Annotated in this window: 13 protein-coding genes; 5 read left to right on the top strand and 8 right to left on the bottom strand. The window is 74.0% G+C overall.

Going from position 1 to position 16451, the window contains the following annotated elements:
- Window positions 1-130: 130 nt before the first annotated feature.
- Entirely contained in the window at window positions 131-781 is a 651-nt protein-coding gene (locus U5C87_RS04500) for an N-acetyltransferase (RefSeq protein ID WP_330475441.1), read from the top strand.
- A 36-nt stretch (window positions 782-817) separates the two neighbouring features.
- On the opposite strand, the gene U5C87_RS04495 is transcribed toward U5C87_RS04500, so the two are convergent.
- The 8 genes from U5C87_RS04495 to U5C87_RS04460 form a co-directional block, all read right to left on the bottom strand.
- Window positions 818-2044: an N-acetylmuramoyl-L-alanine amidase gene (locus tag U5C87_RS04495; RefSeq protein ID WP_330475440.1), complete on the bottom strand. Its 1227-nt coding sequence runs from the start codon at window positions 2042-2044 to the stop codon at window positions 818-820.
- A gap of 141 nt (window positions 2045-2185) precedes the next feature.
- Window positions 2186-2509: a thioredoxin gene (trxA, locus tag U5C87_RS04490; RefSeq protein ID WP_081920461.1), complete on the bottom strand. Its 324-nt coding sequence runs from the start codon at window positions 2507-2509 to the stop codon at window positions 2186-2188.
- 60 nt (window positions 2510-2569) lie between these two features.
- Window positions 2570-3637, bottom strand: a complete 1068-nt coding sequence (gene trxB, locus U5C87_RS04485) for a thioredoxin-disulfide reductase (RefSeq protein WP_330475439.1) — start codon at window positions 3635-3637, stop codon at window positions 2570-2572.
- 252 nt (window positions 3638-3889) lie between these two features.
- The gene (locus U5C87_RS04480) at window positions 3890-4741 is read right to left on the bottom strand and encodes a hypothetical protein (protein WP_330475438.1); all 852 of its coding nucleotides are present in this window, start codon (window positions 4739-4741) and stop codon (window positions 3890-3892) included.
- A gap of 180 nt (window positions 4742-4921) precedes the next feature.
- Window positions 4922-5494: an RNA polymerase sigma factor SigM gene (gene sigM / locus U5C87_RS04475; RefSeq protein WP_030197659.1), complete on the bottom strand. Its 573-nt coding sequence runs from the start codon at window positions 5492-5494 to the stop codon at window positions 4922-4924.
- Window positions 5495-5496: 2 nt separating this feature from the next.
- Window positions 5497-7467, bottom strand: a complete 1971-nt coding sequence (locus tag U5C87_RS04470) for a hypothetical protein (protein ID WP_330475437.1) — start codon at window positions 7465-7467, stop codon at window positions 5497-5499.
- Window positions 7468-7531: 64 nt separating this feature from the next.
- A complete protein-coding gene (locus tag U5C87_RS04465; protein ID WP_330475436.1) occupies window positions 7532-9961 on the bottom strand; it encodes a DUF6049 family protein in 2430 nt (809 codons plus the stop codon).
- A 41-nt stretch (window positions 9962-10002) separates the two neighbouring features.
- Window positions 10003-10488, bottom strand: a complete 486-nt coding sequence (locus tag U5C87_RS04460; RefSeq protein ID WP_030197670.1) for an NUDIX hydrolase — start codon at window positions 10486-10488, stop codon at window positions 10003-10005.
- Window positions 10489-10597: 109 nt separating this feature from the next.
- Between U5C87_RS04460 and U5C87_RS04455 the strand changes: the two genes are divergently transcribed.
- The 4 genes from U5C87_RS04455 to U5C87_RS04440 all read left to right on the top strand — a co-directional run bounded on the left by U5C87_RS04455 (window position 10598) and on the right by U5C87_RS04440 (window position 16450).
- The gene (locus tag U5C87_RS04455) at window positions 10598-12094 is read left to right on the top strand and encodes a CCA tRNA nucleotidyltransferase (protein ID WP_330475435.1); all 1497 of its coding nucleotides are present in this window, start codon (window positions 10598-10600) and stop codon (window positions 12092-12094) included.
- 200 nt (window positions 12095-12294) lie between these two features.
- Complete coding sequence (locus U5C87_RS04450) at window positions 12295-12870, top strand: hypothetical protein (protein WP_330475434.1); 576 nt, start codon at window positions 12295-12297, stop codon at window positions 12868-12870.
- Complete coding sequence (locus U5C87_RS04445) at window positions 12867-13679, top strand: PP2C family protein-serine/threonine phosphatase (RefSeq protein WP_043416695.1); 813 nt, start codon at window positions 12867-12869, stop codon at window positions 13677-13679. The genes U5C87_RS04450 and U5C87_RS04445 overlap by 4 nt, the downstream gene beginning before the upstream one ends.
- A gap of 2 nt (window positions 13680-13681) precedes the next feature.
- Window positions 13682-16450: an FHA domain-containing protein gene (locus U5C87_RS04440; protein ID WP_330475433.1), complete on the top strand. Its 2769-nt coding sequence runs from the start codon at window positions 13682-13684 to the stop codon at window positions 16448-16450.
- The last annotated feature ends 1 nt before the right edge of the window (window position 16451 follow it).

The following is a 16451-nucleotide window of genomic DNA, read 5'->3' as shown; positions in this document are numbered from 1 at the left end:
TTCGGTATGCCGTGTCGTCGAGGGGCGCCGTGCCGCGAGGGGAGGGGGTGGCACCTCTCCGGCGGGGCCATGGTGCTGCGGCGCTCCCTCGGGTCAGAATGGGGAGCATGACGGGCTGCGAGGAGACGCGATGCGTGAGCTCCGGCCCCTGACGCCCGACCGGGTCGCCGATCTCGTCGGGACGTGCGCCCCCTGCACGTTCTGGCAGACCGTGCCCCGCAACGGCCACGCCGACCCGCGCACCCCGGTCGAGCTGCTGGCGGACTGGGTCGAGACGGTCACCGCCGACTGGGGACCGCCCGGCCGCATCGCCTACGTCGACGGCCTGCCGGCGGGCCACGTGCTCGTCGCACCGGCGCGCCACGTGCCGCGCCTCGCGGCCTTCCCGACCTCCCCGGCGGACCCCTCGACGCTCATGCTGGTCACGGCGATGACCTCACCCGGCCACGCCGACCGCGGGCTGCGCAAGGCCCTGGTGCAGGCAGCGGCCAAGGACGCCCTGCACCACCGGAGCCGCTGCCTCGAGGCGGTGGCGGCGCGCCCGCTGGCCGTCTCCCGGCACACGTGCGTGCTCGACGTCGCGTTCCTCGAGAAGGTCGGCTTCCACGTGGAGCGCGACCACCCGGCATACCCACGCCTGCGCATCGACCTGCGCACCGTGGTCACGCTGCGCGACGAGGCGGCGGCAGCGCTGGCCCGCGCCCTCGCGTGGATGCCGGGAGCGCGTCCTGTCCCGGAGACCCACCCCAACGGCCACAGCCACGCGCACGTCAGGGACTGAGCCCGACCCGCCCCGCCGAAGGCTGCAGGAGTCCGGTCAGCCGACCGTGCGGTCGGCAGGGACGGCAGGGACCTGCTGCGCGCGCATCGTCTCGAGGTGGCGACGGAGGTCGTCGAGCCGCAGGACGCCGGTGCGGGAGGTGTCGGCCTCGCCGAGGTAGACCCGCTGCAGCGCCACGACGACGGCCTCGGCGACGTGGTCGAGGATCTGGGCGTTGGCGAGCGAGGCGGCGTCGCCCTCGTGGCTGAGGTAGCCGAAGTCGAGCCGCACCGCAGGCATGCGCGTGCGGCGCAGCAGCGGCCAGGTGCGGGCGTGCGACCGGCAGTCGGTGAGGCCGGTGCGGGCCACGACCTCGCGCAGGAGCAGGTCGGCGAAGCTCTCGCCGATGACCGACCAGTCGGCGTGACCCGGGTTGTCGGGGTGACCGTAGAAGTAGGTCGACGCCCCGTGCGCCGATCCGGACGCCGTGTGGTCGGTGTGCAGGGAGAGCACGAGGTCGGCGTCGCACGAGTTGGCGAAGGCCGCCCGCTCCTCGTCGGTGCCGCCGTCGGTGGCCTCGGTGTGGGTGAAGACGACGCTGACGCCATGGGCCGACAGGCGCCCCTCGATGCGGCGGGCGAGGTCGAGGGCGAGGCGGGCCTCGACGAGCCCACGGTGGCCGTGGGCACCGGAGTCGCCGCCGCCGTGGCCCGGGTCGAGGACGATCGTGCGTCCGCTCAGGCTGTAGCCGCCGCGCCGGATGTGCTCGCGCTCGCGCAGGGCGTTGGCGGACCCGCCGCTGACGGAGCGTCGCAGGCCGGCGAAGGCGCGCATCGTCTCGGGACCGACCGTGCCGTCGGGCACGAGTCCCACGGCGGCCTGGAAGGCGCGCAGGGCGGAGTCGGTGCTGGGACCGTGGAGGCCGTCGACCTTGCCGGGGGTGAAGCCGAGCTCGGCGAGGCGAGCCTGCAGGGCGACGACGTCGTCACCCTCGATGAAGTGCTCGGGCAGGTAGCGCAGCACCCGGTCACCGAGCGCCCAGCGCGCGCCGTCGAGGACGGCATACGTGGACCGTCCGACGACGCCGTCGACGATGAGCCCGCGGCGCTGCTGGAAGGACTTGACGGCCTGCTCGACGCGCTCGTCGTAGATGGGCTCGCCGAAGCGGTCGCTGTGGCCCGGACCGCCGGGCAGGTCGCCCGAGAGGACGAGACGTTCGCACACGGCGGCCACGGCGGGGCCTGAGTCGCCGCGCCGGAGCACGACTGACTGCTGGGGGGTCATCTCGGCTCCTTTCCTCGGAGGGCTCCGAACGGGTCGCGGTGGGCTGTGCGTCTGTCGGGAGTGGTCGGGCGCCGTCTGCAGCGTAGTACGCCGAAGGGGTGGCACCGTGACGGTGGACCACCCCTTCGTGACCGGAGCCGGTCAGCCGATGAACTCCTCGAGCTCACGGAGCAGCTTGGGCTTCGGGTGCGCGCCGACGATCGTCTTGACGACCTCGCCCTTGACGTAGACGTTCAGCGTGGGGATCGAGACGACGCCGTAGCGGGCGGCGGTGTCGACGTTGGCGTCGGTGTCGAGCTTGACGACCTCGATCTTGTCGCCGTACTGCTCGTTGATCTCCTCGAGGATGGGGGCGACCTTGCGGCACGGGCCGCACCACGTCGCCCAGAAGTCGACGAGCACGGGCTTGTCGCTCATGAGGACGTCGTCGGCGAAGGTGGCGTCGGTCGTGTTCTTCAGTGCCATGGAGATTCCTTCTCGGTGGTGCGGCGGGGTTCTGGGAGGTTCTGGGGCGTGGGCCCGAGGTTAGGCGTCGGCGCCGACGGTGGCGCGGGGGTCGGGGATCTCACCCGCATCGGTCTCGTCGATGACGGCGGCCTCGGCGGCGGCCTCGGCCGGGGTGGAGGTGTCCTCGAGGGCGGCGAGGTAGTGCTCGGCGTCGAGGGCTGCGGCGCAGCCGGAGCCGGCGGCGGTGATGGCCTGGCGGTAGGTGTGGTCGACGAGGTCCCCGCAGGCGAAGACGCCGGGCACGTTGGTGCGGGTCGAGCGGCCGTCGACGAGGACGTAGCCGGCGTCGTCGAGCCCGACCCGCCCGTCGGAGCCGTCACCCTCGGCCGCGGTCAGCAGCTCGTTGCGGGGGTCGTGGCCGATGGCGACGAACAGGCCGGTGATCGGCAGCTCGCGGGTCTCGCCGGTGACGGTGTCGCGCAGGGTCACGCCGGAGAGCTTGCCCTCGCCGTGGATCTCGGCGACCTCGGAGTTCCAGGCGAAGCGGATCTTGTCGTTGGCGTGGGCGCGGTCGGCCATGATCTTGCTGGCGCGCAGGGCGTCGCGGCGGTGGATGATCGTGACGGTGCGGGCGAACTTCGTCAGGAAGGTCGCCTCCTCGATGGCTGAGTCGCCGCCGCCGACGACGGCGATGTCCTGGTCACGGAAGAAGAACCCGTCGCACGTCGCGCACCACGAGACGCCGTGGCCCGAGAGCTCCTTCTCGCGGGGCAGGCCGAGCTCGCGGTAGGCCGAGCCCATCGCAAGGATGACGGAGCGGGCGCGGTGGACGGTGCCCTCGCCGTCGGTGACGGTCTTGATCTCGCCGGTCAGGTCGACAGCGGTCACGTCGTCGGTGACGAGCTCGGCGCCGAAGCGCTCGGCCTGGGCGCGCATGCCGTCCATGAGGTCCGGGCCCATGATGCCGTCCTTGAACCCGGGGAAGTTCTCGACCTCGGTCGTGTTCATCAGCGCGCCGCCGGCGGTCACGGCGCCCTCGAAGACGAGGGGGGCGAGGTTGGCGCGGGCGGCGTAGACGGCCGCGGTGTAGCCGGCGGGGCCGGAGCCGATGATGATGACGTTGCGGACGGTGTCCGGACTGGACATGTGTGCTGCTCCTCGTGACGCTCTCGTGACGCTCTCGTGACCCGCTCTGCCTCCCGTTCGCGCACCGGCGCGTGGCCGGGACGGTGGGAGCGGCGAGCCGCATAGGCCTCAACCGATCCTAGGCGGTCGTTGTTCCCGCGCCCGTCAGCCCCGGAGCGGCCGCGCGCGTGGCGCCCGGGGCCGCGGGTCGGCCGTGCCGAGAGGGCCGAGAGGGCCGAGAGGGGACCGTGTGGCTCAGGGGGCTCAGCGGACTCAGGGGACCGGCGTGGCGCTGGCCAGCACGCCGGGAGCACCGGTCGTGCAGCTGCGCTCGACGGCCCAAGCCGTGCTCGCTCCGGCCCGCGTCACGACGACGACGACCGCGGGGCGCCCGTCGAACGTCGCGACGTCGGCCGACACGGCGTCGGGCGCCGGGTCGGTGCCGTCGAGCGCCCCGATCTCCTCGAGGCAGGCCTCGAGACCGATGGGGGTGGCGATGGGACCGATGCCCGGCGACTCGGCGGCGAGGTCGCGGATCTGCTCACCGGGGTGGTCGAGCAGCGTCCGTGCCTGGGCGGCGAGCGTGCCGGCGGAGTATGCCGTCGTGCTGAGCTGGATGTGCAGCCCGGTCGTCGTGGGCGGCGGGCTCGACGGCGTCGCGCTGGCCACCGAGCTGTACGTGTCGCCGACGACCGCGGCGCCGTTGGGCCGCTTGGTCACGTGCAGGGCCGAGGCCCCCACGGCGACGACAGCGGCTGCCGCGGCCACCGCAGCGGCGAGGTAGATCGGCTTGGGTCGCTCGGCGCGTGAGGGCATCGCGAGGACCGTGCCGCCCCCCGTCGTGGGTCCCGTCCTTCCGGTCGCGTCGGAGCCCGTCGCAGACCTGGTGGCAAGGAGCGGCCCGGGATCGACGCGCAGGCGGGCGGCCTCGAGCAGCGCCGCCTCGATGCGGTCGGACACCGCGTCGGGCATCGGGCCGGGGTCGGACGCGTCGGCGAGCAGGGAGCGCACGCGGGAGTCGGTGGCCGGGTCGAGGCGCGGCTCGGGCGCGTCGTCCTCGATCTCGTGGTTGATCTCGTGGTCGGGCTCGTGGTCTGGCTCAGGGGGGTTCGCGGACTCGTCCACCGATGTGGTCCTTCGGGCAGAGCGTGCAGTGGTCGTACGGGCAGGCAGGGGTATGCCGGTCGCCGTGGTTTCGACGGCCCCCTGTGGCCGTCGGGTTCCACCGGATTCAACCATTGTTCTGCGGGATCACTGTGCGGCGGGATCACCGCGCCGGCCTGCCGGTCCTGCGGCGGGCTGCGGTCAGTCCGCCTCGACCGGCCGGACCCCGGGCGTCAGCCCGAGGTGCTGGGCGAGGGCGGCTCGACCTCGCGCGCATCGGGACTTGATGGTGCCCTCGGCGACGCCGAGGATGACGGCGGCCTCGGCGACGGGCACGGCGTGCATGTCGACGAGGACGAGCGCCGCCCGCTGTCCCTCGGGCAGCTTGGCGAGGGCCTCCTGGATGTCGAGGCGCACCTCGGTGGAGGCGTGGTGGTCGTGCCGGTCGGCGAGCTCGTACTCGGGCAGCTCGGCCGTCGGCTTGCGCCGTCGCAGCCGGTCTAGGCAGGCGTTGACGATGATGCGGTGCAGCCAGGTCGTGACGGCCGCCTCGCCGCGGAACGAGTCGGCACGGCGGAAGGCGGCGATGAAGCCGTCCTGCACGCAGTCGGCGGCCAGCTCCGGGTCGCGCACGGTGCGCAGCGCGACGGCCCACATCCGGTCCTTATGCCGACGGAAGAGCTCGGCGAAGGCATGGTCGTCGCCGTCGACGTGCAGTGCCAGCAGCTCCCGGTCGCTGAGGTCGGCGACCGGGGCGGCGTCCCCCGAGCTCACGGTCAGCGCACCGTCACTTCGCTGATCTGTGCTCGGTAGTGGTTCGCGGCCTCGGCGGGCGCGGCCTTGGTCACGAAGACGAGGACCTTGCTGGCCGGCTTGAGCTCGCCGCCGGCCTTGATGACGACGGTGCCCTGGGCGCCCTTCTTGGAGCCGACCTCCTGCGCACCGTCCAGCGAGTCGGTGGACCCGGAGTCGGTGACGTAGACGGTGACGTCCTGCTTGGCGCCGAGCACGAGCTCGACCTCCTTGACGACCGTGGGGGCGCTGAGGTCGAGCAGGACCCCGACGCCGTCCTTCTTGCCGTTGAAGGTGGAGGAGCCGTACCAGCGGGAGCGCCACTCGGTGCTGAGGTCGCCGTCATAGGTGAGCTTGACGTTCTGGTCGGCCTCGTTGCCGTCCTCCGGGTCGAAGCTCTTGCCGCCGACGACGGAGACGGGTGCGGCGGGGGGTGCCTCGGTGGTGGTCGGCGGTGCCTGCGTGGTCTGGCTGGGCACGGCGGTCGAGGTCGGCGTGCGCGTCTTGGTGACCGTGACCGCCGGGGCGGCCGAGCCGTCGTGCTGCCCGATCTTCATGACGTTGCTGACGCCGATGACGAGCGCCACGATGACGAGCACGCCCACGATGGCCAGGGCGATGCGGGACTGGGTGCCGCTGGGGGCTTCGGGCGCGTCGCGGCCGAACACCGGGACGGGGGGCTCGAGGCGGGTGGTCGGGGCCTCGTCGAGGGCGTCGACGAGGCCGATGTCCTCGCCGTCGAAGTCGTCGAGGTCGCCGTCGCGTGAGGCGCGACGCTCGGCGGCGCGCGCGGCCGCCTTGTCGGCCGCGGCCCGGGCGAACGAGCCGACCCGGTCGCCGATGGCGCCGGCCACGCCGGCCGCCGCGGCTCCGGCAGCGGCGATGCCGCCCGGGAGCCGGTCGCCCGACGCCTGCGTGGCGGTCACCGACCGGTCGGCGCCTTCGTCGCCCACGCGGTCGAAGAAGACCGTGTCGTGCTGGCCGCCGTCGCCCGCGCCACCCACGCCGGACCCACCGTCGCCGGCTACGGCGCCTGCAGCCGCAGCTCCGGCGATGCCGGCCGCGCCGACGCCGGCACCGACCGAGGGCATGACCCGCGTCGGCTCGAGCGACTCGTGGTCGTCACGGGCCCGCAGGCGCATGCCGGTGGCACCGTCGGACGTCGCCATCTCGGCGGGCCACGGGGCGATCTGCAGGGCGAGGTCGCCGGGGGAGACCGGGCCACGTCGTCCGCTGCCCAGCGTCATGCGGCAGATGAGGTCGAGGTCGTTGGGCACGCCGACGGCGATCTCGGACGGCGCGGCGACGCCGCCGACGATGGTCGGCGCGGGCTCGAGACCGACGGGGGAGCCGGCGGGGATCAGCCCGTCGTCGACGGCCACCATCGGCCAGCGAGCGGTGAGGCCGGCATACGCGATCTTGACGAGGCCGACGGCGTCGGCGCGGGACGCCCGCTCGTCGGAGAGCCGGTCGGCGTCGGTGAGGGCGGCCTCGGTGGCGAGGCCACGGACCTTGACGGCGCCGTCCGGCATGCGCAGCACCGAGCTGGGCGAGAGTGCCAGGTGGTGCAGGCCGCGGTGGGTGGCCTTGTCGAGGGCCGTGGCGGCCTCACCGGTGAGCCGGCGCACCTCGTCGGCGGCCAGGCCGCCGCTCTGCAGCAGGTGCGACAGGGGCACGGCGCCGGTCAGCGGCTCCTCGACGATAAAGCCGACGCCCTGGTCGGTGCCGACGTCGAGCACGCGCACGAGGCGCGGGTCCTCGATGCCGGCGGCGCGCCGGGCCGCGTCGAGCGCGGCGGGCGCGACCGAGGCCCCAGCGGGGAAGCAGACGAGCACGACCTCGCGCTCGAGGGTGTGGTCGTTGGCACGCCACCGCTCGTGGTGGGCGCCCTCGGAGGTGCGAAGTGTGACGGCATAGCGGCCGCCGAGGACCGATCCGGGTCCGACTCCCTGCACGTGCGTCACCCTCCCCTCGTCCGGTCGTGCGTGGATGCGTGGCTCGGCCCCCATCCTAGGCGGGTCAGGCGCCATCCCGTTCGTCCGCACCGCCGAGAGACTCGTGTGCCGCGGTGACCGCCTCGATGTCGGCGATCTCGTCGACGCGCGAGGTTCCCTTGACGACGGCGCGGATGACACCGGCCAGCAGGACGAGGCCGACGAGGACCCCTCCGACCCAGTAGATGGTGCTGTCGAGCGGGTTGGCGGCGACCGGGATGGAGGCCGGCGAGCCGATCTGGGTGCCGTCGGCCGTGGTGAGGAACGCGCGGATCTCGGCGCGTCCGGCGGCCACCGCGGCGACCTCGACGGGCACGTTGGTGCGTGAGGACGGACCGATCGTCACGGGCGCCGGCTGCTCCACGATCCGGATGCGCGGGTTGTCGGGCACGAGGCGCAGCCGGATGTCCTCCACCGTGTAGTCGAGGCCGTTCTCGACGGTGATGCGCAGCGTGCCGTTCTCGGCGAGCAGGTTGATCGTGCTCGTGCGCGGCACGACGCGGATCGCCCGCGTCGCTGCCTTGATGTCGTTGGCGACGGAGGCCGACAGCTTGACCCACGACGCAGGCTGCCACCGCCAGCGGGCGCTCCCGAGCTCGTCGAGCACCTCGCGGTAGGTGCGCTCGAACTCGGCGCCGTCGCGCAGCACCGACGAGACGCTGAGGAGCGTGTCGCGCTGCTCGGCCAGCTGGGTGAGGCGGCTCGCCGTGAGCACCGGACGCGGGGCGGCGGACGCGACGGGCGTGGTGGGCTTCGTCTGGGGGACGGCCTGGTCGGTGCCGTCGTCGGACAGCAGCGAGGCCGCGCCCACGGTCTCGAGCCACGGCGCGCTCGCGGTGGCGGTGAGGAAGGTCGACAGGGCGGCCGCGTCCGGGTCGTAGGTGCGCGGGGCGGCGACGAGGACGGAGCGGGGGGTGCCGGCCCGCTCGCCGAGCAGCACGAGCGTCTCGGCGAGGTAGCGCTGCACGGACAGGACCGGGCTGGGGTCGCTGCGCTTGGGCAGCAGTGCCGACAGGCGGGGGTCGTACGCGAGTAGCCGGGTCCCGGCGCTCGTGACCCGCCGCGCGGTGGGGGTGTATGCCGTCCCCTTCGTCACCGCAGGAGCGCTGACGACGATGCCGGCCGGCTTCTTGACGGAGGTGCCGGACAGGAGCTTCTTGATGCCCTGCTCGCGTCCGGTCGGCAGGAGGCCGTCGACCGGCCACACGATGTCGGCGCGGGCCGGCTGGCCGAGTCGAGCTGCGAGGGTGGTGGCGCGGCTGACGAGGTCGCGCACGAGGGTGTTGGCGGGGTCGGTGCCGACGGTGGCCGCGATGTCGGCGTCGGCGTAGGGCAGCGCCCACACGCTGCGACCGTGCAGCTGCGTCACGAGCCCGGTACCGAGGCGGGCGATCGCGGCGCCGGCCCCGGACGGCTGGCCGCCCGTGCCCGTCGGGGTGGGCGTCGCCTGGCCGGACGTCGTCGGCGCCGGGGTGCCCGGGGTGCCCGGGGTGCCCGAGGTGCCAGACGTGCCAGACGTGCCAGACGTGCCAGACGTGCCAGACGTGCCAGAGCCGCCGGGGGTCGTCGTGCTGGGGGGCGTCGGTGTGGTCGACGTCGTGCCGCTCGGGGTCGGGGTCGGAGTGCTCCCGCCGGGAGTGGCGTCGGTGCCGGTGTCGGGTCCGAGCACGGACGGGTCGACCGCGAGGTCGACCCGGGACTCCCGGGTGCCCTCGACGATGCGCTCCACCCGGGAGTCGGGTCCGATGGCCCGCTGCCAGGCGGCCTCGCGCGCGGCGTCGTCGCGGGAGAAGAGGTCGACGTCGGGGTCGAGCGTCACCGGCATGACGGTCGCCACCTTGAGCGGGACGTACTCCTTGCGCCCGTTCCACGCGATGAAGGTGCGCGTCCGGCCGGTCGGCTCGCTCGCTCCCTCCTGGACGACCTCGACCGAGATCGGCAGCGCGGCGAAGGCCTCCTCGGAGCGCAGCTGCTGCCACGGCACGGTGGCCGTGAAGGCCCGGCTCTGCCCGGCGGCCACGGTCGGCAGCGTCGTCGTCTCGACGGTGCGACCGGCGGTCGGTGTGCGTCCCGACGCCCAGGCGTCGAGAGCCGTGCGCTGGTTGACCGTCACGTCGCCCCGCACGACCCGCAGCTCGGGGCTCGACAGCGGACCCGTCAGCGGGGCCGTGACGGTGCCGGTGATCGTCACGTCCTTGCCCGGACCCACCACCGCGGGCGACAGGGTGGCGAGGACGATGACGGCGACGTCCTTGGCGGGGGTGACCGCGGGCCCGTGCGCGGCTGCCGGGGCCTGCGCGACGGACGTGACGGCATACGTCATCGGGACGGCGACGGGGGGCGCGGCGCCGGCCACGCTGCCACCCACCGAGAGACCGACCGAGAGGCCGACCGAGAGGCCTGCGGCGGCGAGCGTCGTCACAGTGGCGGTCAGGCTGCGCACGAGGCGGGTCACGCGACGCCCGCTCGTGTCCGGACGCCGCGACCCTCGAAGGATCACGCCGTCCCCGCCAGCCGGTTCCACGCCGCCTGTGCGATGCGGCGCTCGTTGGGGAAGGTGAGGCTGCGGTGCACCTCGTCGAGCCGCATCCAGGCGACGTCGATGGCCTCGTGGTCCGGGTCGTTCTCGATGGAGAGCTCACCACCCGTGGCCTCGAGGAGGTAGTGGTGCACGAACTTGTGGACCCGCTTGTTCGACGTCGCGAACCAGTAGTCGATGGTGCCGAGCTCGATGAGCACCCGACCCACGATGCCGGTCTCCTCGGCGACCTCGCGCGCGGCCGTCTCGACGAGCGTCTCGCCCGGCTCGACGTGTCCCTTCGGCAGGCACCACTCGATGCGGCCGGCCCGGTTGCGACGGGCGATGACGGCGATGAGGGCCAGGCCCTCGCGCACGTCCACGACGATGCCCCCGGCAGAGCGCTCCTCGACCGCGGGCAGGCGCCTGCCCGGCACGGGGCTCGGGACGGGCAGGGCGCTCACATCGCCACCATAACGGGCGGGGCCATGGGCGATCCTGTCGTCGCGACGGCGACACGGGGCGCCCGCCGGTGCGGTCGGGGCCGCGCCCACCGCTCACTAGGCTGGGCGCGTGCCTGACCGACCCGACACGCGCGCCCCCGACGGCGAGCAGCCCGCCGACGCCGGCCTGCCGCTGCTGCGCGCCGCCGTCGCCCGACTCGCCCCCGTCCTGCCGATGCTGACCGAGCTCGGCGAGCTGTTCGCGGGCGCCGGGCACGAGCTCGCCCTCGTCGGCGGACCGGTCCGCGACGCCTTCCTCGGACGCGTCTCGCCCGACCTCGACCTCACGACGGACGCGCGCCCCGACGACATCCTCGCGGTGGTCCGCGGCTGGGCCGACGCCCACTGGGACATCGGCCGCGAGTTCGGCACCATCGGCCTGCGCAAGGGCGAGCACGTCATCGAGATCACGACCTACCGCGCCGACACCTACGACCGCTCGTCCCGCAAGCCGGAGGTGATGTTCGGCGGCACCCTCGAGGGTGACCTGGTGCGCCGCGACTTCACCGTCAACGCCATGGCGATCCGGCTGCCCGGCCTCGAGTTCGTCGACGTCCACGGGGGCCTGCCCGACCTCGTGCAGCAGCGGCTCACCACGCCGGCGGCCGCCGAGGAGTCCTTCGCCGACGACCCGCTGCGGATGATGCGCGCCGCCCGCTTCACCTCGCAGCTCGGGTTCGACGTCGCGCCCGAGGTGCGCACGGCCATGACCGAGCGGGCCGGCACGCTCTCGATCATCTCGGCCGAACGCGTACGCGACGAGTTCACCAAGCTGCTGCTGTCACCTCGTCCGCGGCTCGGGCTCACGCTCCTCGTCGACACGGGCCTCGCCGACGTGTTCCTCCCCGAGCTGCCCGCCCTGCGCCTCGAGCTCGACGAGCACCACCGCCACAAGGACGTCTACGACCACTCGCTCATCGTGCTCGAGCAGGCCATCGCCCTCGAGGGTCCTGCCGGCGGACCACCCGAGTCCGTGCCCGGGCCCGACCTCGTGCTACGCCTCGCCGCCCTGCTCCACGACATCGGCAAACCGGCGACCCGGCGCTTCGAGGACGGCGGCGGCGTCTCCTTCCACCACCACGAGCTCGTCGGCGCCAAGCTGACGAGCAAGCGTATGAAGGCGATGCGCTTCGACAAGGACACGACCAAGCAGGTCGCCCGCCTCGTCGAGCTGCACCTGCGCTTCCACGGCTACGGCGACGGCCAGTGGACCGACTCGGCCGTGCGCCGCTACGTCAACGACGCCGGGCCGCTGCTGACCCGCCTGCACCGGCTCACCCGGTCCGACTGCACGACCCGCAACGTCCGCAAGGCGCAGCGGCTCTCGCGCGCCTACGACGATCTCGAGCAGCGCATCGAGCGACTCGCCGCGGAGGAGGAGCTGGCCAGCGTGCGGCCTGAGCTCAACGGCAACGAGATCGCCGAGGCGCTCGCCATCCGTCCCGGTCCCGTGCTCGGCGAGGCGTACGACTTCCTCCTGTCGGTCCGCCTCGACGACGGCCCGATCGGCAAGGACGCCGCGCGCGAGCGGCTGCTCGCCTGGTGGGCGGACCGGCCCTCGGACTGAGCGCTGCCCGTCCAGTCCCGGGGTGGGGAGTTCTCCCCATCGCGAGGGTCCTTCCGTCGTCGTACGCTCGGCACCACCTCGTTCCCGTGCCGCCACCGCTCCGAGACGGTGCCTCGGCCGATCTGACACGGCATCCCGTGAATGATTGACTGACCGCGCCGTCCCCGACCCCTGCGGGAACGACCGAAAGGAACGAGCCCATGAGCACCCTCGCCTATCCGAGCGCCGACTTCCCGGGCCAGCCGTCGGTGGCCCTCGAGGTTCCGGACGGATGGGAGCCCGCCCACGCGCCGGGCACGACGATGGCCGCCCGGCTGCCGCGCGATGGTGGCTTCGCGCCCAACGTCCTCGTGACGATCGCGTCGTGCGGGCCCGAGTTCGACGTGCAGGAGTCGCTCGAGCAGATCGCCTCGCTGGCCACCTCCAGGGGCGGCACGGTCTCCGAGCCGTATGCCGCCGACCTGGGCGGCGCGCAGTTCGTCGGGTGCGACGCGACGTGGCCCGACCCGGACGTCGAGACGGTGCTGCAGGCCAACCTCTTCCACCTCGTGCGCTCGGGGTCGCCCGACGCCGGCGCCCACGTCGTCCAGCTGACCGGCGCTGTCGGCGGACCGGATGCCGTGGACGACTACGAGCTCATCCGGCAGGTCCTGACGACGGTCCGGGTCACGCCCTGGGGCGAGGACCAGGCTGACTCCTCGGTCGACACCCCCGCGTCCGCTGCTGCGGACACTGCGGGCACGGCTGCAGGCACGGCTTCGGGAACGGACGCATGAGCGGCGCCCTCCCGGCGATCTCCGTCGGCCTCGCGACCGACGTGGGCCGGGTCCGCCAGCACAACGAGGACACCGCCATCACCCAGGGCACCGTCTACGCCGTCGCCGACGGGATGGGCGGACACGCCGCCGGCGAGGTCGCGAGCCGCATCGCCGCAGAGACCGTGGCGGAGCTCGCCGACCGTCCCGTCATCCAGGTGCGCGACATCGTCGCCCAGGTCGAGGAGGCCAACCGGCGCATCCTCGGCTCCGCCGCACGCCACCCCGAGCAGACCGGGATGGGCACGACCATCGCCGGGCTGGCCCTGGTCTCGGTGGGCGGCTCGCGGCACTGGGCCGTCTTCAACATCGGAGACTCGCGGGTCTACCGCTGCATCGACGGACGCCTGTCCCAGGTCACCGTCGACCACTCGGAGGTGTGGGAACTCGTCGAGCGCGGGCTCATCACCCCCGAGCAGGCCCACCGGCACCCCGGGCGCAACGTCGTCACGCGCTCGCTCGGCCGCGACCCAATGGGCGTCGTTGACACGTGGGTCTTCCCGCCCTACCCGGGCGAGGTCTTCGTCATCTGCTCCGACGGCCTGTCCAACGAGCTGACGCGTGAGGAGATGGAGGCCGTCCTGGCCGACCACCCCGACGCCGAGGCCGCCGCGGAGGCGCTCGTGCGACGCGGTGTCGAGGCCGGGGGCCGCGACAACGTCACTGCTATCGTCGTCGCCGTGCAGGGGCAGGACGCCGACTCCGACGTCGACGAGGACACCACCCCGCGCGAGAACGTGAACGGCTCATCAGGGGAGAGCAGGTCGTAGACGTGAGTGGCCCGTCCGTTGTTGTCGACCGGGCCCCCGACGGGTGGACGCACATCGGGGGCCCCGGCATGCACCTGCTCATCGGCCTCGACGAGGACGACGAGCGCACGATCGCCGCGAGCGACGCGGCCGACGGTGGCGACATCGACGACGTCGTCGAGGTGCTGACGGCCGGCGGCATGCGCAAGGCGCACCACTTCGTCGGTGTGCACTGGCAGCCCCAGACCCGGATCGTGGCCTTCGGCCCGGTGTCGGCCGTCGTGACCCTCGCCGACGGTTCCGAGCACGACGTCCGTGCCACGAGCAACAAGGTCTGGACCGACCTCGAGCTGCCCGAGCACCCCGAGCGGGTCGTGCTGCGCGTGCTCGACGAGTCCGAGCGCTCCCAGCCGGTGCCGGCCCAGGGGCTCGCGGGAGGTCCTGCAGGCTCCGATGCCGTGGCGCCGGGGTCGGGAGGCGCGGCCCCCGCTGCGTCCACCGACCGTGCGGGCGGCCTTGCCGGCCAGCCGGACGCCGTCGCGCCGACGGACCAGCACGACCAGCACGACCAGCCCGACCAGCCGGCCGATGTGGTCGCTGGCCCGGCCTCGTCCGCCCCCGGCTCGTCGGCGGAACCGGGCACGGCTTCCCCGTCCCAGCCGCCTGCCGACTCGTCTGAAGACTCCACCGATAACTCCACCGCAGACTCCTCGAACGGGGCCTCGGACGAGGTGCCGGATGCCCGCCCCGTCGGTGGCGGCATCCCGACCTTCGGGGACGTCTCGAGATCGGCCGGGGCCGCCGCAGGGTCTGGTGCCGCGGGCGCCGACGAGCCCGGCGCGTCCGGCGACCCTGCCGGCTCGAACGACTCAGGCCGTTCGCCGTGGGACCGCAGCTGGGCACGCCGCGACACCCCGGCGGTACCCCCCGAGGCGGGCACCACCACGTCTCAGCCGGCGAGCACTCACGCGCCTCCGCCGACCGTCCCCGCCGCCCAGCCGGCTCCTGCTGCTCCCGCGGCTGCGGCTGCTCCGGCGCTGCGCGCGTGGACCTCCGCAGCGCCACCGGCGCCCGTGCGCGCCACGCCGAAGACGACGCCGCTGCACCCGCAGACGAGCGGACCTTCCGATGCCGCGGCCGCGCCGTTGACGACGACGCAGGGGCAGGCTCCGCAGCCCGAGACAGGTCAGCCCGAGGCGCCTCAGCCCGATGAGCTCGAGGCAGCGGCACCTCCGGCGGCCGCCCCCCAGCCCGTCGCCGCGCCGTCCTCTCCCGCGCCCCCCGCGCCGTCCTCTCCCGCGCCGTCCTCTCCCGCGCCGTCCTCTCCTGCGCCCGCCGTGCCTGCCGTGCCCGCCGTGCCGGTGGCCGGCGACCTGCCTGCGGCCGAGCCGCGCGACGTCGACTCGACCTGGGCCGCCCGACCCCTGCTCGAGCAGGATGCAGCCCCGGCCGCCGCGCCCTCGCAGGCCTCGCCGGCATCCGCCACGTCACTGTCACCCGCCCCGGGCCCGCAGGGCGGCGCCGGCACGCATGACCCGTCGGACGACGAGCCGGCAGCCGCGCTGCCCAGCTACGACTACCTCTTCGGTCACACCACGACGGCCGACGAGCATCGCAAGGCCCTCGCCCAGCTGACCCAGCCGGACGACGAGGACTCCGCCCACGACGACGAGCACCTGTCGGTCCCGAGCGTCACCGACGTGCCCGACGTACCCGTGACGAACGCCGCGCCCGTCCCCGAGGTGCCCGAGCGCCCCCTTCCGTCGGCACCGCTGCTCCCCGAGACGTCCGAGGGCGGCCTCATCTCGTCCGTCCCGTGGGCGAGCCCCGCTCCGGCTGCGGCGCCCCGGCCCGAGGTGACTCCCGAGGTGCCGACCTTCTCGGGGCGGCACACTCCGCCCCCGGCCCCGAGCCTGCTGCCCCCGATGAACACCCCGCCGCCCGGCGCCCGCGCCCCCGAGGCCACCCCGCTCATCTCCATGGGCCCGCCGCCTGCCTCACCTGCGCCTGCCTCACCTGCGCCTGTCTCACCTGCGCCGCCGACCGGCCAGGCTGCCCAGGCACCCGCCGCGCCATCGGCACCCGCGCCGCCCGCGGCATACGCCCCGTCGGTGCAGCCGGCCACGGAGCCGAGCTTCGACGTGCCCATCTCGCTGCCGACGGCCCCACCGGCCCCGCCGGTCTCGGCTACCCCGGCGCCCGCGGCGACCCCGGCTGCTCCCGTGGTCGACGCCGCTCCCGCAGCGGACGACGACGAGACGGAGCTGACCGTCGACCGCAGCGCGCTGCTCGAGGCGCGCAACGCCGCGCAGAACCAGACGTTCTCGGGCCCCAGCGTGCTGGCCGTCCTGTGCTCGGCGGGTCACCCGACGCCGCCGCACGGCGACCGCTGCCGGGTGTGCGGCTCGAGCATCCCGCCGCAGGAGCCGTTCACGATGCCGCGGCCGCCGCTCGGCGTGCTGCGCCTGTCGACAGGCGACGTCGTCACCCTCGACCGCAGCGTGCTGCTCGGGCGCGCGCCACGGCTCGGTGACGGCCTCGCCGCCCACGACCGGCCGCACGTCGTCAAGGTGCCGAGCCCCGAGCGCGACATCTCGCGCAACCACGTCGAGGTCATCCTCGAGGGATGGCACGTGCTGATCCGCGACCTCGGCACGACCAACGGCACCACCGTGACGCTGCCGGGCGAGAGTCCGATGCGCCTGCGCGCCAACGACCAGCAGGTCCTCGAGGCCGGGTCGCGCGTGTCCATGGCCGACGAGGTCTCCTTCACCTTCGAGGCGGCCCTGTGAC

Origin of the sequence: Terrabacter sp. C0L_2, assembly GCF_036352015.1 — a bacterium.
Taxonomy (GTDB): Bacteria; Actinomycetota; Actinomycetes; order Actinomycetales; family Dermatophilaceae; genus Terrabacter; species Terrabacter tumescens.
This window is presented reverse-complemented; position numbering and strand designations above follow the sequence as displayed.